Source organism: Microbacterium sp. NPDC076895 (assembly GCF_040687115.1).
GTDB lineage: Bacteria > Actinomycetota > Actinomycetes > Actinomycetales > Microbacteriaceae > Microbacterium.
The window spans coordinates 96975-112962 of the sequence record NZ_JBFBMQ010000008.1; the positions used below are offsets into that span (position 1 = coordinate 96975).

The following is a 15988-nucleotide window of genomic DNA, read 5'->3' on the forward strand; positions in this document are numbered from 1 at the left end:
GCGCCTCGGTCTCCCCATCCAGGAACCGCCGCACCCTCAGACCTCAGGGAGTCCCTTTCACCACCGCCTCCCGCCTGACACTCTCGGCAGCACCGGTCGAAACGCAGCTCAGGCGAGCGCGCTGCGCTGGGCGAACGCGGTCTCGTAAAGACAGACACTCGCCGCCGTCGCAAGATTGAGGGACTCAGCCTTGCCGTAAATGGGAAGCCGCAACGAGAGGTCCGCGTGTGAGAGGGCATCCTCTTCGAGCCCGCGCGCTTCGTTGCCGAAAAGCCACGCGGTGGGCTCCGCGAGAAGGTCCCGGGATGCCAGGAAGTCGGTCCCGTCCACGTCTGCGGCCACCACGCGGATGCCAGCGGCATGGGCCTGTTCAACAGCCTCCGGCAGGTCCACCCCCACGGCGATCGGGAGATGGAAGAGCGAGCCGGTCGTGGAACGGACGACTTTCGGGTTGTACGGGTCGACCGACTTGCCGGTGAGGATCACGGCATCGGCGCCCGCCGCATCGGCCGCGCGGATGATCGTCCCGAGGTTCCCCGGGTCACGCACCTGCTCACAGATCGCGACCAACCGCGGATGGGCGGCGAATACCTCAGCCACGCTCGAGGGGGTCTGACGCGCGACCGCGACGAGCCCCTGTGGTGTCACCGTGTCGGCCATGGCATCCAGAACGGCATCGCTTGCCAGCTCCACGTCTAGCCCAACGGCACGGGCAGCGTCCCGGATGTCGCTGTGCCGATCCAGAGCGCCAGGAGTCGCGTAGAGCTCAACGAGGGCATCAGATCGATAGGTCAGCGCCTCGCGAACCGCTTGCGGTCCCTCGAGCAAGAACAGGCCGGTCTCCTGTCGCGCACTGCGCTTGGACAGCTTCGCGACCGCGCGTACGCGTGGGGATCGCGGGTTCTCCAGCACGGGCCCAGTTTAGAGGTACGGCGCCGGCGATTCCGGCGCCACCGCGGGGTTCACGGACATATATGCCGCGAACGACACGAAGGGCGCCTCCCGCACGGGAAGCGCCCTTCAGGCAAGAACGACCGATCAGGCCGACTTGGGTGCGTTGACGTCGCTGGGCAGCGCCTTCTTGGCGGTGTCGACGAGCGACGCGAAGACCTTCGGCTCGTTGACCGCGAGCTCAGCGAGCATGCGACGGTCGACCTGGACACCGGCCAGGTTCAGGCCCTGGATGAAGCGGTTGTAGGTGAGGCCGTTCTGGCGGCTTGCAGCGTTGATGCGCTGGATCCACAGGCGACGGAAGTCGCCCTTACGCTTGCGGCGGTCGCGGTAGGCGTAAACGAGCGAGTGGGTGACCTGCTCCTTCGCCTTGCGGTACAGACGCGAGCGCTGCCCGCGGTAACCGGACGCGCGCTCAAGGATGACGCGACGCTTCTTGTGGGCGTTGACAGCCCGCTTGACTCTAGCCATTTCGTTTCGTTCCTGTTCGTACCGTGGCGCTCAGATGCCGAGGAGCTTCTTGGCGACCTTCGCGTCACCGGGGGCGAGCATCTTGTCCGCCGACAGGCGGCGAGTGCGCTTGGTGGGCTTGCCCTCGAAGTTGTGGCGGAGGTTCGCCTGCTGCTTCTTGATCTTCCCGGTTCCGGTGACCTTGAAGCGCTTCTTGGCACCCGAGTGGGTCTTCTGCTTCGGCATCTTCTTTCCTTCGTTGTGGTTCCCGCCGGGCGGGAGTCTGGGGGCCTACTCGGCGGGAGCGGCCGTGGGCTCGGGGGCTTCACCGCGGGCGGACTGACGTGCCGCCTCTTTGGTGGCAGCGCGCTGCGCGTTCTGCTCGGCCTTCGCCTCGGACTTGTTCTTGTGCGGTGCGATCACCATCGTCATGTTGCGGCCATCGATCGTCGGGCTCGACTCGACAGTGCCAAACTCGGCGACGTCCTCGGCGAACTTACGGAGCAAGCGCACACCCTGCTCGGGACGCGACTGCTCGCGACCACGGAACAGGATCATCGCCTTGACCTTGTCGCCGGCCTTCAGGAACGACTCCGCGTGCTTGCGCTTGGTCTCGTAGTCGTGCGGCTCGATCTTCAGGCGGAACCGGACTTCCTTCAGGACCGTGTTGGCCTGATTGCGTCGCGCTTCCTTCGCCTTCTGCGCAGCCTCGTACTTGAACTTGCCGTAGTCCATGATCTTGACCACGGGCGGCTTCGAGTTCGGGGCGACCTCGACCAGATCGAGATCAGCCTCCTGAGCCAGACGCTGCGCGACTTCGATGCGAACGACACCGACCTGTTCGCCGCCGGGACCGACCAAACGGACCTCTGGCACGCGAATGCGCTCGTTGATGCGGGGATCGCTGATGCGGAACTCCTCTTCGTGCGGGTGTAAGGCACCGCGACACGGGGTGCGCCGCGGGTGAGATCAGAACACTCCACCCGCTCGACGCTGCGCATCGGCTTCATTCACCCTGACGTTCGACAGCTTGTCGAACGCTACTTCCCCTGCCAATCAGATTGCCGGGGGAAGCGGAGTTCGTGGACCCGGTAGCCTTGAGCGGCAAGCGCGGGTGGGATGTGATCCTCTTTCGTGTCCGGCGCATACTGCTCCGGAGCCCGCACGAGTCTAGCAGAAGGCATCACGTGTCGACGATTCCCGGTTTTTCCGACCCCGCAGCATCCACCAGCGAATCGGCCGATCGCCGAGACCGCGAGCGCGAGCAACGCTGGGAGGAGGATGCCGAGGCCGCTGCCGCTGCATCCAGAGATATCGCTGACGTCCCGGCTGTCGAAGTCATCACGACCACCGCCGTGCACCTCATGAGTGCTGCGGCCGTGAAGGTCGGGCTTGCCGACGACCCCGACAGGCAGAAGGACCTCGACGAGGCCCGCAAGCTCATCAATGCACTCGCGGGCTTGATCACCGCCGGCGCTCCGGAGATCAGCGACATGCACGCTCGCTCGCTGCGCGATGGCCTGCGCTCACTGCAGCTCGCGTTCCGCGAAGCATCTGTTATCCCCGATCCCATCGGCAAGGGACCGGGCGAGAAGTGGACCGGCCCGGTCACCTGAGCCGCATCCCGTCAGCCCCCGCCGGGACCGACTCAGACTGCCGAGCGCCGGATCCTCACGGCAAGGGAATCCACGAGAACCGCAATGCGGTCATCGGCTGCCCAGCGCTTCGCGAGCCGCTGCAGCACGGCATCCAGCTCTTCGCGGTCAAGGCCGGGCATGATGTTCAGCTGAACCTGAACCTCGGGGCCTCTCCCCCGCGCTTGCGGGTCGGCGGGTGCCAGCGAGAGATCGAGAACGGCAAGTTCCGCACCGATGCTTTCCTGGAATCCGGCGAAGACCTCCGGTGAGGTGTGCGCGGGCTCCCACTCGTGGCCCTGTGCAATGGCCCAGACGGCGGGGCGACGGATGACGAACTCGGTCTCGGAGCCGGGGTCGAGGACGATGAGGTCAGTGCCGTCATCGACAGCAGCTGCCGCCGTGCGCACCCCGTCGGCCGGGACTGGCCGCGCTGCCGGGTCCCACGTGCTCATCGCCGATACCGACGAGAACACCGGAAGCACGCGCCTGCCGTCGGGAGCGGCGACCGTGACGATCGATAGCTCCTGCGTCTTGTCCACCGTCAGCCCGTGAGCACCGACACCCTCGTCGCCCTTCTCAGCGACGAGGGGAATGAGAAGGCGCGCGGATCGGTAGGCATCGATCACCTCGACGACGGAAGCCTCACCCGTCCGGAACCGCTCGATCGCACCGATCAACACCGGGTCGGCTGACCCGTCGTCACCGGCGAAGGGGTTCGCCTCGAAGCTGCGGCCGGCCCAGGGGAAACCGGCGGAGTCGGCGGTGTGATCCGATCCGTGGGCGTGCGCATGCGGGTTGCGCTGCGGGTCCTCAGCCTCCGGCGACATCCAGTGCCTCGGCCAGGGTGAAGGCGCCCGAATACAGCGCCTTCCCGACGATCGCGCCCTCGACCCCGAGGGGGACGAGCTCCCGCAGTGCCGCGATGTCATCCAGCGTCGCCACGCCACCCGAGGCGATGACCGGCTTCGGAGTGCGGGTCGCGACCTCGCGAAGCAGATCGAGGTTGGGCCCGCGGAGCGTCCCGTCCTTGGTGACGTCGGTGACGACGTAGCGGCTGCACCCGGCATCCTCGAGGCGGTCGAGCACCGCCCACAGGTCGCCGCCCTCCTGCGTCCAGCCACGGGCCGCGAGGGTCGTGCCACGCACGTCAAGCCCCACCGCGACAAGTTCGCCGTAGCGCCCGATCACGTCGGCAGCCCACTCTGGGTTCTCGAGCGCCGCGGTGCCGAGGTTGACGCGCTCGGCACCGTACTCGATCGCGAGCTCCAGGCTGCGGTCATCCCGGATGCCTCCCGAGACCTCGACGTGAACACCCTTGACCTGCTTGATGACCTTGCGGATCACTCCGGCGTTGCTGCCACGGCCGAACGCGGCATCCAGGTCGACGAGGTGGATCCACTGCGCACCCTGGCGGGCCCAATCGACGGCAGCCTCGACCGGGTCACCGTAGCTCGTCTCCGAGCCGGCGGCGCCCTGGGTCAGGCGGACCGCCTTGCCGTCTGCGACATCGACGGCGGGTAGCAGAATCAGTTCGGGCGTTGACGCGAAGTCGTTCATGGTTCCTCGGGCGGGTTCACGGAGCCCGCGGCACGCCGATCAGAATCGGGGGCAGGCACGAGTTCAGAGGGTAGCCGCGGGAAGGCTCGTGATCCAATTCGCGAGCAACCGGATGCCAGCCTCCCCCGACTTCTCGGGGTGGAACTGGGTGGCCGCCAGCGGGCCGTTCTCGACGGCTGCGACAAACGGCGCGCCGTGGGTTGCCCACGTCACGACCGGGGCGGGGAAGGGATCCTGGGCCTCGAGAGTCCAGTGCTGCGCTGCGTACGAGTGGACGAAGTAGAACCGCTCCGACTCGATCCCACGAAACAGTGTCGAGCCAGCACCCGCGTCCACGGTGTTCCATCCCATGTGAGGCAGTACCGGCGCGTCGAGCTCGGTCACCGCCCCGGGCCACTGCCCGAGTCCGAGACTGTCGGCTCCGCGTTCGACTCCGTGCTCGAACATCACCTGCATCCCGACGCAGATCCCGAGCACCGGGCGCCCTCCTGCCAAGCGTCGCTCGATGAGCTGGTCGGCACGTGAGTCGCGCAGAGCATCCACCACAGATCGGAAGGCCCCGACGCCCGGAACCACCAGCCCATCAGCAGCCATGATCAGGTCACGGTCGGCTGTCAGCTGGGCGTCGGCCCCTGCCAGAGCAAGCGCCTTCACGGCGGAGTGAACGTTGCCAGATCCGTAATCCAAAACGGCCACCGTCGGCCGGGCGATCGTTGTCAGCGCGCCGGTCACAGCGCACCCTTCGTGCTCGGAATACCGCGCACGAGGGGGTCGAGGGCCTTGGCCTGACGGAAGGCGCGCGCGAAGGCTTTGTACTCGGCCTCAGCGATGTGGTGCGGGTCACGTCCGGCCAGAACGCGAAGGTGGACCGTGAGGCCGGCGTGGTAGCTGATCGCCTCGAACGTGTGCCGCACGAGCGAGCCCGTGAAGTGACCGGCGATCAGGTGCAGTGCGAATCCCTCGGGCTCACCGTCGTGCACGAGGTACGGACGCCCACTGATGTCGACGACGGCCTGCGCCAGGGCGTCGTCGAGCGGAACGAGCGCGTCGCCGTAGCGCGAGATGCCCGACTTGTCGCCGAGAGCCTCACGGATGGCGTCGCCGAGCACGATAGCGACATCCTCGACGGTGTGGTGGGCGTCGATCTCGACGTCGCCCTCGGCGCGGATTGTCAGGTCGGTCAGGGAGTGCTTCGCGAACGCGGTGAGCATGTGATCGTAGAACGGAACCCCGGTGTCGATGGTGCTGGCGCCGGTGCCGTCGAGGTCAAGGCTCAACTCGACGCGCGACTCGCTCGTGGCTCGCGTGAGTGTTGCGGTGCGGCTGCTGCTCATGCGCGAGAGTCTATCGACGCGAGTGCCTCCAGAAACGCGGTGGTCTCCTCCGCGGTACCCGCCGACACACGCAGGCTTCGCGGGATTCCGACGTCGCGAACGAGGATGCCGCGATCATAGAGCTGCTGCCAGGTGCGACCGGGGTCCTCCACCCCGCTGAAGAGCACGAAGTTCGTCCACGATTCGTAGGCGCGATAGCCGAGGGCTTCGACCGTCGCCGAGATGCGATCGCGCTGCGCCACGATATCGTCCACCATCTGGAGCATCACCGGAGCGTGGGCGAGCGCGGCCAGCGCCGCCGCCTGGGTGAGAGAGCTGAGGTGGTAGGGCAACCGCACCAAGCGCAGGGCATCGATCACGGCGGGATCGGCGGCAAGGTAGCCAACGCGGGCTCCCGCGAACGCGAACGCCTTACTCATCGTTCGCGAGACGAGCAGTCGCTCACGGCCCGGCAGCAGCGACAGCGCCGATGCTGCAGTTCTCGGCGCGAACTCGAAGTACGCCTCGTCGACGATCACGATCCCGCGCGTTGCCTCGTAGGCCGCCTCGATCAGTTCGAGGCTCATCGGGGTCCCGGTCGGATTGTTGGGTGCACACAGAAAGACGATGTCGGGATCGGCTGCGGTGATCTGATCGACTGCCGATTCGACGTCCACGGTGTAATCAGCACCACGGCTCCCTGACACCCATTCGGCCCCCGTCGCGCGCGTCAGCAGCGGGTACATCGAATAGGTGGGGGCGAAGCCGAACGCACGGCGCCCCGGCCCACCAAAAGCCTGAAGGACGTGCTGAAGAACCTCATTGGATCCGTTGGCCGCCCAGATCTGGTCGGCCACGAGGCCGTGCCGAAGGTACTCGGCGAATCCCTCGCGCAGTTCCCGGAACTCGCGGTCGGGGTAGCGATTGATCTCGCCGAGAGCCCGCCCGATCGCATCCAGGATGTCGTCGGCGACCTCCCGCGGCACCGGGTGGGTGTTCTCGTTGACGTTCAGAGCGACAGGCAGTGGCGCCTGCGGTGCGCCGTATGGGGTAAGACCCCGCAGGTCATCGCGGAGCGGGAGATCATCGAGGCGAATCGTCACCCGTCCCATCGTACGGTGCGTGACGGCGCCGCACTCGGTTCAGCAGCCCTGCTCACTGCGTATACGCGAGGGGGATAGCCAGCTGCTGCCCTGCGCTCACGACGCTTCCCGTGAGGCCGTTCAGTCGGGAGATCTCAGCCACGACATCGCGGGGGTCGGCATCCGGAGCGATCTCTTGTGCGATTGACCACAAGGAATCGCCCGCCGAAACTGTGACTGTCTCGAAGGTTCCCGACGGTGCCGAGGGATCGAGGGAAGCCAGGGCGGCCCCGCCTCCCCAGATGACCCCGAGGATCACCAGGACCGCCGGAAGCGCAGCAAGCGCCGTCAGGACGGCGCGACCGCGAGCGGTCAGCCGAAGCTGGGTCGCAGCGGGTCGCACCGCAGTCATGGTCGTGGGTGCGGAACCGAGAGCAATCGTCGTCATGTCATCCTCCGTTATCTCGGGGAGAGATTCGCATCCACCGCTCGGCCGGGAGGGGTGGATACGAATCTCTATTCCGAAGTTATCTTCGAGTATTGTGTCTGTCAAGTACGAACCGTCCCGCAAATCTTTCGAACACGACACGCGGGACCGGAACGCACGAAACGGTGTCGAGGCGGTTACGGTTTCGATGAAGACAGGTCATCACCAACCTCCGACATTCGAAGAGGAGTGCGGGCGGATGCGAGCAGCGACAGGAGCGGGGCACATGAACGAGGAGCCGTCACGGGAGCGCACGGGCACGCGGCGGCGTCGCAGCCTCAGCGAGAAGCAGCTCGCCATCCTCGAGGTGATCCAACGATCGATCGCCCGAAACGGCTACCCGCCGAGCATGCGCGAGATCGGCGACGCGGTCGGACTCAAGAGTCTCTCGAGCGTCACGCACCAGCTCAACCAGCTCGAGCTCAGCGGATACCTCCGACGCGATGCCGGCAAGACGCGCGCGATGGAAGTGTTGATCGATCTTCCGGGCATGGCAGCCGAGAACCCCGCAGACTCCGCCCCGGCAGTCGGTGACGCCGCCATGGTTCCGCTCGTCGGCCGCATTGCCGCGGGAGTTCCGATCACTGCGGACCAGCAGATCGAGGAGATCTTCCCGCTACCCCGCCAGCTCGTGGGCAAGGGAGAGCTGTTCATGCTGCGTGTGAGCGGCGAATCGATGATCGATGCTGCAATCTGCGACGGCGATTGGGTCGTCGTGCGCTCCCAGGCGACAGCAGACAATGGCGACATCGTCGCCGCGATGCTCGACGGTGAAGCGACGGTCAAGGCCTTTCGTCAGCGGGACGGCCACACCTGGCTCCTCCCCCGCAATTCCGCGTTCGAGCCGATCCTGGGTGACGAAGCGACAGTTCTCGGCAAGGTCGTGGCGGTGCTTCGCGCGGTCTGAGCCGCATCAATCGCCACAATCGGGTGAGGCGCGCAGACCGGTCTTCCGCCAGAATGGGGCCCATGAGCTCGCCGACGCCCGAAGACCTTGAATCGCGCATCCGCGCGCTGGAAGCAGAGAACGCCCGCCTGACGGGACGAACCTCTCCATCCGGAGGCTGGTGGCGAGCCGCGCTGTCAGCATTCGTGATCGTGATCGCCACGATTCTCGTACCGGTATCGGTGGTCACCACCTGGGCGCGCGTGCAGCTGGTCGACGAAGAGGCATTCGTGTCGACGTTCGCCCCACTGACCGAGGATCCCGCGGTCCAGGAGCTCATCGTCGATGAGGCCACCGCCGCGATTGACGAGCAGGTCGACTTCGCCGGTCTCACCGATCAGGTCTTCGACGGTATTGAGGACCTGGGACTGCCGCCAGCAGCGGCAACGGCGCTCAACGCGCTGCGCGCTCCAGCCGCTCAGGGCGTTCAGAACCTCGTCAACTCTGCGGTCGAGCGCATCGTCGCTTCGGATGCATTCTCGGATGTCTGGGCCTTCGCGCTGCGTGGGGTCCACCGCTCGATCACGACAGTCGCGACAGCGGACGGCGGCGGAATCCTCGTCCTCGACAACGACGGCCTCGGGATCGCCCTGGGACCGATCATCGATCAGGTCAAGCAGCGCCTCACCGACAGCGGGGTCGGCATTGCCGGGCTCATCCCGACGATCGACAAGACGATCATCATCGGCGACGGGGAAGCACTCATCGCCTTCCGGACCGTCTACGCACTCGCGGATGCCGTCGGCTGGTGGCTCTCGATCGTCACCATTGCGCTGTTCGTTCTGGCCATTGTCATCGCACGACGTCGCAGCGTTGCCGTGATCGGCACGGGAGTGGGGCTGTTCATCGGCGGCGGCATGCTCGCCGCCGGCTTCGGAATCGGAGCCGCAGCAAGCACTGTGGTCGCCGGCCAGCTTGACCTCTCCCCCACGGCTCTCGGCGTGATCTACGCGCAGCTCACGGCATCCATGGCGCAGAGCGCTCTCGTGATCGCGCTGCTTGGCGTCGTGATCGCCGTGATCGGCTGGCTCATGGGATCGAGCCGCTCAGCCACCGCCACCCGCGGCGGAGTCAGCGGCTTCAATGCAACCATCCGCGGCGCCCTCGCTGCACGGGGCCTCGACACCGGCGCTTTCGGACGATTCCTCGCTCACTATCGTGTGGCGATCCGGATCGTGCTGGTCGTCCTCGCCGTCGTCTGGCTTCTCGCGCTGCGACCGCTTTCTTTCAGCGATGTCGTCCTGGTGTTCCTTGTGACCGTCATCGTCGCCTGGGTCCTCGAGTTGCTGCAGCGGCGCGAGATCGTCGAGGTGGAGGTCGTCGAGGTGGACGTGCCCGACGCAGAGGCCGCTGTGGCCGACGCAGAGGCCTCTGAGGAGATCGTCGTCGAGGAGCGCGCCAACGACCGCGCGTAGCGTGGGAACCATGGATTCCTCCCTCCCCCGGCTCCCCTACGGCACCTGGCCGTCGCCGATCTCCGCGGCACCCGTTGCAGCGGCCTCCCCGCGCTACGAAGGTGCGGCGTTCGTCGCCGCCCCGGACGGCGAGGAGATCTGGTGGGGGCAGAGCGTTCCGACCGAGAACGGGCGCACGACCGTCCGCCGTCGCCTGGCAGATGGGACTGTCGAAGAGCTCCTGCCCTCCCCGTGGAACGCTCGATCTCGCGTGCACGAGTACGGCGGCGGCGCATGGGCGGCGACGGATGACGGAGCGTTGTGCTTCGTCGAGAAGACAGACCAGCGGATCTGGATCCTCGATCCCGAGTCCGAGCCGCGCGCCCTGACACCGGCCGGGACGCGGATGCGATTCGGCGGACTGCGGTTCGCCGCCGGAGAGCTGTGGGCGATCCGCGAAGACCACACACGGCCCGGTGTGCCCGCTCGCGACATCGTGCGAGTTCCGCGCGACGGTTCTGCCGCGACGGATGCGGACCAGATCGTCTCCGTGCTGGCAGGGAGTGACTTCGTCGCCCACCCCGCCGTCTCGCCCGACGGATCCCGCCTCGCCTGGATCGCCTGGAATCATCCAGCCATGCCCTGGGACAGCACCGAGCTCCGTCTCGGCACTCTCGTCGACGGTCGGATCCAGACCTGGCAGACCATCGCCGGTGGCCCAGGCCGAGCGCCCCTGCAACCCGAGTGGGCCGACAACGATCGCCTCTTCTTCCTCGACGACCCCGAGGACCGCTGGAACCTGCACGCCTGGTCGGCCTCTCATGGACCGAGGTGCGTCGCCGCGGTCTCGGAGGACACCGGCGGGCCGCTGTGGTCACTCGGGGGCCGTTGGTATTCGCTGACCACCGACGGTACGGCCGTCTGCGTCAGCACCCACGGCACCGACAGGATCATCGCGATCGCCCCGGACGGTGAGATCCGAGACCTCGGCGGGCCGGTGAGTTCGGGGGCATCGGTTGAGGATGCCGCGGGTGAGCGCGCTCTGGTCATCGGATCGCGATCGGACGGCGCTGCCGGAGTATGGCTCGTCGATGCCGCCACAGCGCAGTGGGAGACCGTCGCCGGCGGAGAGAAGACCTGGCCGGCAGAGTGGACGCCGCACCCGATCGAGTTGACCACCGAAGGCCCCCGGGGCGAGGTCCATGCCTTCGCCTTCCCCCCGACGAACCCGACAGCTTCGGCTCCGGAGGACGAGCTCCCACCTTACGTCGTGCTCGTCCACGGTGGCCCGACAGGTCACGTCGGCGGGGCAGCATCCCCGAAGATCGCCTACTTCGCCAGCCGCGGCATCGGTGTGCTGGATGTCAACTACGGCGGGTCGTCCGGTTACGGGCGCGCCTATCGCGAGCGGCTTCGGGGACAGTGGGGTGTCGTCGATGTCGAGGACGTTCGCGACGCGGCGCTCGCACTGGTGGATGCCGGCCTCGCAGATCCCGCCCGCATAGCGATCGACGGCGGGTCCGCAGGAGGATGGACAGTCCTGGCCGCGATCGCCCGCACAGACGTGTTCGCCGCCGGGGTATCCCGCTACGGCGTCGGCGACGCTCGGGCACTGGCCGCTGACACCCACGACTTCGAAGCCCGGTACCTCGACGGTCTGATCGGTCCCCTCCCCGACGCGGAGGAGCTCTACATCGAGCGATCTCCGCTCTCACATCCCGACGGCTTCGATGTCCCCATGCTCCTGCTCCAGGGGGCCGAGGACGAGGTGGTGCCCCCGGCACAGGCAGAAGCCGTTCGAGAGCTGCTAGCGGCGCGCGGCATCCCGCACGCCTACGTCCTCTACGAGGGAGAGGCTCACGGCTTCCGGCGCGCCGAGACCGTCATCCACGCCCTCGAAACAGAGCTTGCCTTCCTCGGAGCCGTGTTCGGTTTCACTCCGCCGGACGTCGCACCGCTGACGCTGAGCTGAAGGGCGCGAGCTCTGCCGCGAGCTTCTCCGAAACGAACGCGTGCAGCGCCGTCCCGGCTTCCTCGTGCGCGATGGTGATCACGTGGCCGGTCTCGTGAGCCGCTGAGACGAGATCGCCGCGGCCATACGGGACGATCGCGTGCACTTCGACCGCCGGAAGCGGAAGCGCCCGCTCGATGGCGGCCCGAAGCTCGGCGATGCCCTCCCCCGTGCGAGACGAGGCAAACAGCGCCGCTGGCTCCAATCCGCGAAGAACCATGCGCGTCGATTCGTCGACGAGGTCGGCCTTGTTGAAGACGACGATCTCGGGCAGGTCGCGCGCTCCGACATCGCCGATGACGTCACGAACGGTGGCCAACTGCGCCGCGGGATCGGGGTGTGAAGCATCCACGACGTGCACGATCACATCCGATTGGCCGACCTCCTCGAGAGTCGACCGGAAGGCTTCAACCAGCTGGTGCGGGAGATTGCGTACGAAACCGACGGTGTCGGTGAGCGTGTAGACCCGACCATCGGATGCCTCGGTGCGCCGCACCGTCGCATCCAGCGTCGCGAACAACGCGTTCTCGACCAGCACACCGGCGTTCGTGAGCCGATTGAGCAGGCTCGACTTTCCCGCGTTTGTGTACCCGGCGATCGCAACCGAGGGCACCGTGTTGCGGCGGCGCTCAGCACGCTTCGCGTCCCGCGCCGGCGCGAAGTCGCGGATCTGTCGCCGCAGCTGCGCCATCCGGGTGCGGATGCGGCGGCGGTCGAGTTCGATCTTGGTCTCACCGGGACCACGCGAACCCATACCGGCGCCGCCGGCGCCGACCTGGCCGCCGGCCTGGCGGCTCATCGACTCACCCCAGCCGCGTAGGCGCGGCAGGAGGTACTCGAGCTGCGCGAGCTCGACCTGCGCCTTGCCCTCACGGCTCTTGGCGTGCTGGCTGAAGATGTCGAGGATCACGGTCGTGCGGTCGATCACCTTGACCTTGACGACGTCCTCGAGCGCACGGCGCTGGCTCGGCGCCAATTCGGTGTCGGCGATCACCGTGTCGGCACCGAGCGTGGCGACGATGTCGCGGAGCTCTTCGGCCTTGCCCCGTCCGAGGTAGGTGGCCGGATCCGGGTGGGGGCGGCGTTGGAGAACACCATCGAGCACGACGGCACCCGCGGTCTCGGCAAGCGCCGCCAGCTCCCGGAGAGAGTTCTCCGCGTTCTCCTGCTCGCCCTGCGGGTGCACGCCGACGAGGACGACGTTCTCGAGCCGGAGCTGGCGGTACTCGACCTCGGTGACGTCTTCGAGTTCGGTCGACAGGCCTGGGATGCGGCGCAGTGCGGCGCGCTCTTCGCGATCCCACTGGTCACCGTCCGAGTCCGCTCCCCCGGCTGTAGCGGCATCCTGCAGGGCCTGCGCTGACCCGAACACCCACACGTCCGATCGGCCGCGGGCGCGCTCAAGCACCCGGTCGACCGGGTCGACAGGGTGTCCCGCTGGGGTGGTCTGGGTGTCTGGGATCTCGTCCATCATCATTTCCGTGGGATGCCCGCCATCAGGCATCCGTAAACTCTAGCCTCCCGGAGGCGGCCCGTCCTCCGCTACGCTCGTCGCCATGGAGAGCGATCACTACTTCACGTCGTCGCCTTCCAGTCCCGAAAATCTCCGCCGCATCCGTGTCTCGATTGCGGGGCATCCCGTCGAGGTCACGACGGCCGGTGGGATTTTCAGCCCGGATCACATCGACATCGGAACAACCGTCCTGCTGGAGAACACTCCTCCCCCGCCTGCCGGCGGGCATCTGCTGGACCTCGGGTGCGGCTGGGGGCCTATCGCCCTGACACTTGCGATGGATGCTCCCCACGCCACGGTGTGGGCCGTCGACGTCAACGAGCGAGCTTTGGACCTCGTCCGCACAAACGCGAGCGACCTCGGTCTCTCCAATGTCAACGCCGTGCTCCCGGACGATGTTCCCGGCGAGGTCGTCTTTCGGACGATCCGATCCAATCCGCCGATCCGGGTGGGCAAGAACCAGCTGCACGGTCTGCTCGAGGAGTGGATCCCGCGCCTGGATGAGCGCTCGGATGCGTGGCTCGTCGTCTCACGCAACCTCGGCTCGGACTCCCTCCAGCGGTGGATGACGACAACGTTCCACCGCGGCTACTCGGTGCACCGCTCAGCCACCGCCAAGGGCTTCCGGGTGCTGCGCGTGCGTCGCCACGGGTCGACTCCGACGGCTGCCATCGACATCGTCTGACGCCCGGCCCCCGCAGAAGGTTAGGCCAGAACCATCTCGCCGGAGAAGACGAGTGTCGCCGGCCCCGCGAGGAAGACGTGCGTGTCGCCTTCCACGGCGGCCACGCGAACCCCGAGTTCCCCGCCAGGCACTCCGACCTGCCATGCGTCAGGCGCTGCGGCGCCAGCCCAGTGGCGCACCGCGAGCGCAGCCGCAGCGACCCCCGTGCCGCACGAAAGCGTCTCACCGACGCCGCGTTCGAAGACGCGCATGCGGAGGCCCCCCGTGCCGCCCTGGACCAGAGGATCGTTTGGCACGACGAACTCGACATTGGCGCCCGCCGCCGGGGCCGGGTCAAGCTGCGGGGCGCGCGTGAGATCGATGCGGGCAAGTTCATCGGCAGTGGGGAGGGCGACAACAACATGCGGATTGCCGACATCCACCCCGATTCCAGGCCGCGCGACGTCGAGATGCCGAGCTCGAACCAGAACCTCGGACTCGTCGATCTGGAAGGCGCCGAGATCCACTTCGAAGCCGCGCTCATGGACTGTCACGGGCTTGATGCCGGCGCGGGTACCCACCAGCACCGGGCCTGCTGCGGCATCCGCCCAGCCGACCGCGGTGAGGTACCGCACGAAGACACGGATGCCGTTCCCGCACATCTCCGCAGCCGACCCGTCGGCGTTTCGGTAGTCCATGAACCACTCCACGCCGGCGGCGGTGGCTGCAGCGCCCTCGGGGATCGCCGCGGCGCGGACGACCCGCAGCAGCCCGTCGGCGCCGACCCCGAACCGTCGGTCACACAGCGCCGCCACCTGGTCGTCGGACAGGTCGAGGTCCCCGTCGGCGTCGGGCACGATGACGAAGTCGTTGCCCGTGCCGTGGCCCTTGGTGAACGAGATGGGGGTCGACATGCCTTCAGTCTAGAAGCGCACCGCCGCGTGTTCGCCCCGGGGTGATCCCGTCACAGGTCCAGCATCCGGGTAGCGTCGTCGTCAGGTTCAAGCCAGTGGACACCGGCGTACCGCCGGAACCACGACACCTGGCGACGGGCGTAACGGCGCGTGAGGGCCTGGGTCTGCGCGATTGCCTCTGCTTGCGAGAGATCTCCCGCCAGCTGAGCCAAGGCCTGGGCGTAGCCGATGGCGCGGCGAGCGGTCACCCCGCGCTCGATGCCGGCGGCACGGAGGGCCTCAACCTCGCCGAGGAGCCCGCCTGCCCACATCCGTTCAACGCGCGTATCGAGGCGAGCGATAAGTTCCTCTCTCGGCATGCGTCGGCCGAGGATCCGAGTTCGCGGATGCCACGTCAGCGGTCGATCCGGCAGCGCAGCGCCGTGTCCGGCGCCTCCCGATTCGATGACCTCGAGAGCGCGGATCACGCGCCGTTCGTTCGCCGGATCGATCCTTGCGGCGGTCTCGGGGTCGAGGGTGCGGAGGCGATCGACGAGGGCGCCGACGCCTTTCGCCGCCGCCTCGGCTTCCAGCGCAGCTCGGCGCGCGGGGTCGCGCGGGGGGAACTGGAAGTCGTAGATGACGCTGGAGACGTAGAGCCCTGATCCCCCGACGAGGATCGCTTCAGCTCCCCGCGCCTGCACGTCTGCGATTGCCGTACGTGCCTCAGGCTGATAAGCCGCGACGGCGGCCTCTTCGGTGACATCGAGGACGTCGAGGAGGTGGTGTGGGATGCCCCTGCGCTCCGCCTCGGGGAGCTTGGCCGTTCCGATGTCCATGCCGCGGTACAACTGCATGGCGTCCGCGTTGATGATCTCTGCGCGCCGCCCGCGCCGCGTCAGTTCCTCAGCCAGGGCGAGGGACGTCTCGCTTTTGCCGGTTCCCGTGGCCCCGACGATGACCCAGAGCGTCGGCTCCGCCATCACGTCAGCGCTCGCGTCCATGCCGGCCGATCCCCACGTGAGCTGTTGTTGTGTGCGTTTGCGGCGGAAAGATGAACAGCGCACGCACACACGTGCCGCAGATGCAG

General features: G+C 67.4%; 18 protein-coding genes. 5 read left to right on the top strand and 13 right to left on the bottom strand.

Annotated features, from left to right (window positions below; all coding sequences use genetic code 11):
* Positions 1 to 108: 108 nt before the first annotated feature.
* The 4 genes from AB0O89_RS08885 to infC form a co-directional block, all read right to left on the bottom strand.
* Positions 109 to 912, bottom strand: a complete 804-nt coding sequence (locus AB0O89_RS08885; protein WP_363496470.1) for an RNA methyltransferase — start codon at positions 910 to 912, stop codon at positions 109 to 111.
* 126 nt (positions 913 to 1038) lie between these two features.
* Entirely contained in the window at positions 1039 to 1422 is a 384-nt protein-coding gene (gene rplT / locus AB0O89_RS08890; RefSeq protein ID WP_228177768.1) for a 50S ribosomal protein L20, read from the bottom strand.
* 30 nt (positions 1423 to 1452) lie between these two features.
* Positions 1453 to 1647 carry a 50S ribosomal protein L35 gene (rpmI, locus tag AB0O89_RS08895; RefSeq protein WP_228177767.1) on the bottom strand — a complete coding sequence of 65 codons (195 nt, stop codon included), beginning with the start codon at positions 1645 to 1647 and terminating at the stop codon, positions 1453 to 1455.
* 45 nt (positions 1648 to 1692) lie between these two features.
* Entirely contained in the window at positions 1693 to 2310 is a 618-nt protein-coding gene (gene infC, locus AB0O89_RS08900; RefSeq protein ID WP_341579529.1) for a translation initiation factor IF-3, read from the bottom strand.
* A 287-nt stretch (positions 2311 to 2597) separates the two neighbouring features.
* Here infC and AB0O89_RS08905 point away from each other — a divergent pair, with 287 nt between their 5' ends.
* Positions 2598 to 3017 carry a DUF1844 domain-containing protein gene (locus AB0O89_RS08905; RefSeq protein ID WP_363496625.1) on the top strand — a complete coding sequence of 140 codons (420 nt, stop codon included), beginning with the start codon at positions 2598 to 2600 and terminating at the stop codon, positions 3015 to 3017.
* 32 nt (positions 3018 to 3049) lie between these two features.
* Here the strand turns inward: AB0O89_RS08905 and AB0O89_RS08910 are convergent, their stop codons facing one another.
* From AB0O89_RS08910 to AB0O89_RS08935, 6 genes are all read right to left on the bottom strand, one after another.
* The gene (locus tag AB0O89_RS08910; protein WP_363496473.1) at positions 3050 to 3865 is read right to left on the bottom strand and encodes an SseB family protein; all 816 of its coding nucleotides are present in this window, start codon (positions 3863 to 3865) and stop codon (positions 3050 to 3052) included.
* Positions 3849 to 4595 carry a bifunctional 1-(5-phosphoribosyl)-5-((5-phosphoribosylamino)methylideneamino)imidazole-4-carboxamide isomerase/phosphoribosylanthranilate isomerase PriA gene (priA, locus tag AB0O89_RS08915; RefSeq protein ID WP_341579451.1) on the bottom strand — a complete coding sequence of 249 codons (747 nt, stop codon included), beginning with the start codon at positions 4593 to 4595 and terminating at the stop codon, positions 3849 to 3851. The genes AB0O89_RS08910 and priA overlap by 17 nt, the downstream gene beginning before the upstream one ends.
* A gap of 63 nt (positions 4596 to 4658) precedes the next feature.
* A complete protein-coding gene (hisH, locus tag AB0O89_RS08920) occupies positions 4659 to 5306 on the bottom strand; it encodes an imidazole glycerol phosphate synthase subunit HisH (protein WP_363496628.1) in 648 nt (215 codons plus the stop codon).
* Between the two features lie 17 nt (positions 5307 to 5323).
* On the bottom strand, positions 5324 to 5929 hold the full coding sequence (gene hisB, locus AB0O89_RS08925; protein WP_363496475.1) for an imidazoleglycerol-phosphate dehydratase HisB: 606 nt from the start codon (positions 5927 to 5929) through the stop codon (positions 5324 to 5326).
* Positions 5926 to 7020, bottom strand: a complete 1095-nt coding sequence (locus tag AB0O89_RS08930) for a histidinol-phosphate transaminase (protein ID WP_363496478.1) — start codon at positions 7018 to 7020, stop codon at positions 5926 to 5928. The genes hisB and AB0O89_RS08930 overlap by 4 nt, the downstream gene beginning before the upstream one ends.
* A gap of 43 nt (positions 7021 to 7063) precedes the next feature.
* Positions 7064 to 7438, bottom strand: a complete 375-nt coding sequence (locus AB0O89_RS08935; protein WP_363496481.1) for a LysM peptidoglycan-binding domain-containing protein — start codon at positions 7436 to 7438, stop codon at positions 7064 to 7066.
* Between the two features lie 265 nt (positions 7439 to 7703).
* On the opposite strand from AB0O89_RS08935, the gene lexA reads away from it, so the two are divergent.
* The 3 genes from lexA to AB0O89_RS08950 all read left to right on the top strand — a co-directional run bounded on the left by lexA (position 7704) and on the right by AB0O89_RS08950 (position 11789).
* Positions 7704 to 8384, top strand: coding sequence for a transcriptional repressor LexA (gene lexA / locus AB0O89_RS08940; protein ID WP_363496484.1), 681 nt, complete (start codon positions 7704 to 7706; stop codon positions 8382 to 8384).
* Positions 8385 to 8446: 62 nt separating this feature from the next.
* Complete coding sequence (locus AB0O89_RS08945) at positions 8447 to 9838, top strand: hypothetical protein (RefSeq protein WP_363496487.1); 1392 nt, start codon at positions 8447 to 8449, stop codon at positions 9836 to 9838.
* A 10-nt stretch (positions 9839 to 9848) separates the two neighbouring features.
* The gene (locus AB0O89_RS08950) at positions 9849 to 11789 is read left to right on the top strand and encodes a prolyl oligopeptidase family serine peptidase (RefSeq protein ID WP_363496490.1); all 1941 of its coding nucleotides are present in this window, start codon (positions 9849 to 9851) and stop codon (positions 11787 to 11789) included.
* Here AB0O89_RS08950 and hflX read toward each other — a convergent pair.
* Positions 11752 to 13299 (bottom strand): GTPase HflX, encoded by a 1548-nt coding sequence (gene hflX, locus AB0O89_RS08955; RefSeq protein WP_363496632.1) that lies wholly within the window; start codon positions 13297 to 13299, stop codon positions 11752 to 11754. The two genes, AB0O89_RS08950 and hflX, sit on opposite strands and share 38 nt — an antisense overlap.
* 85 nt (positions 13300 to 13384) lie before the next feature.
* Here hflX and AB0O89_RS08960 point away from each other — a divergent pair, with 85 nt between their 5' ends.
* Positions 13385 to 14026: a methyltransferase gene (locus tag AB0O89_RS08960; RefSeq protein WP_363496493.1), complete on the top strand. Its 642-nt coding sequence runs from the start codon at positions 13385 to 13387 to the stop codon at positions 14024 to 14026.
* A 20-nt stretch (positions 14027 to 14046) separates the two neighbouring features.
* Here the strand turns inward: AB0O89_RS08960 and dapF are convergent, their stop codons facing one another.
* Together dapF and miaA are read right to left on the bottom strand one after the other, a co-directional pair.
* A complete protein-coding gene (dapF, locus tag AB0O89_RS08965; protein WP_363496496.1) occupies positions 14047 to 14919 on the bottom strand; it encodes a diaminopimelate epimerase in 873 nt (290 codons plus the stop codon).
* Between the two features lie 50 nt (positions 14920 to 14969).
* The gene (gene miaA, locus AB0O89_RS08970) at positions 14970 to 15902 is read right to left on the bottom strand and encodes a tRNA (adenosine(37)-N6)-dimethylallyltransferase MiaA (protein ID WP_363496499.1); all 933 of its coding nucleotides are present in this window, start codon (positions 15900 to 15902) and stop codon (positions 14970 to 14972) included.
* Positions 15903 to 15988 lie beyond the last annotated feature (86 nt).

Coding starts and splice junctions, on each gene's coding strand:
- rplT (WP_228177768.1), bottom strand. CDS start 1,422: ATGGCTAGAGTCAAGCGGGCTGTCAACGCCCACAAGAAGCGTCGCGTC.
- rpmI (WP_228177767.1), bottom strand. CDS start 1,647: ATGCCGAAGCAGAAGACCCACTCGGGTGCCAAGAAGCGCTTCAAGGTC.
- AB0O89_RS08910 (WP_363496473.1), bottom strand. CDS start 3,865: ATGTCGCCGGAGGCTGAGGACCCGCAGCGCAACCCGCATGCGCACGCC.
- priA (WP_341579451.1), bottom strand. CDS start 4,595: ATGAACGACTTCGCGTCAACGCCCGAACTGATTCTGCTACCCGCCGTC.
- hisB (WP_363496475.1), bottom strand. CDS start 5,929: ATGAGCAGCAGCCGCACCGCAACACTCACGCGAGCCACGAGCGAGTCG.
- AB0O89_RS08930 (WP_363496478.1), bottom strand. CDS start 7,020: ATGGGACGGGTGACGATTCGCCTCGATGATCTCCCGCTCCGCGATGAC.
- AB0O89_RS08935 (WP_363496481.1), bottom strand. CDS start 7,438: ATGACGACGATTGCTCTCGGTTCCGCACCCACGACCATGACTGCGGTG.
- lexA (WP_363496484.1), top strand. CDS start 7,704: ATGAACGAGGAGCCGTCACGGGAGCGCACGGGCACGCGGCGGCGTCGC.
- AB0O89_RS08945 (WP_363496487.1), top strand. CDS start 8,447: ATGAGCTCGCCGACGCCCGAAGACCTTGAATCGCGCATCCGCGCGCTG.
- AB0O89_RS08950 (WP_363496490.1), top strand. CDS start 9,849: ATGGATTCCTCCCTCCCCCGGCTCCCCTACGGCACCTGGCCGTCGCCG.
- hflX (WP_363496632.1), bottom strand. CDS start 13,299: ATGGACGAGATCCCAGACACCCAGACCACCCCAGCGGGACACCCTGTC.
- AB0O89_RS08960 (WP_363496493.1), top strand. CDS start 13,385: ATGGAGAGCGATCACTACTTCACGTCGTCGCCTTCCAGTCCCGAAAAT.
- dapF (WP_363496496.1), bottom strand. CDS start 14,919: ATGTCGACCCCCATCTCGTTCACCAAGGGCCACGGCACGGGCAACGAC.
- miaA (WP_363496499.1), bottom strand. CDS start 15,902: ATGGACGCGAGCGCTGACGTGATGGCGGAGCCGACGCTCTGGGTCATC.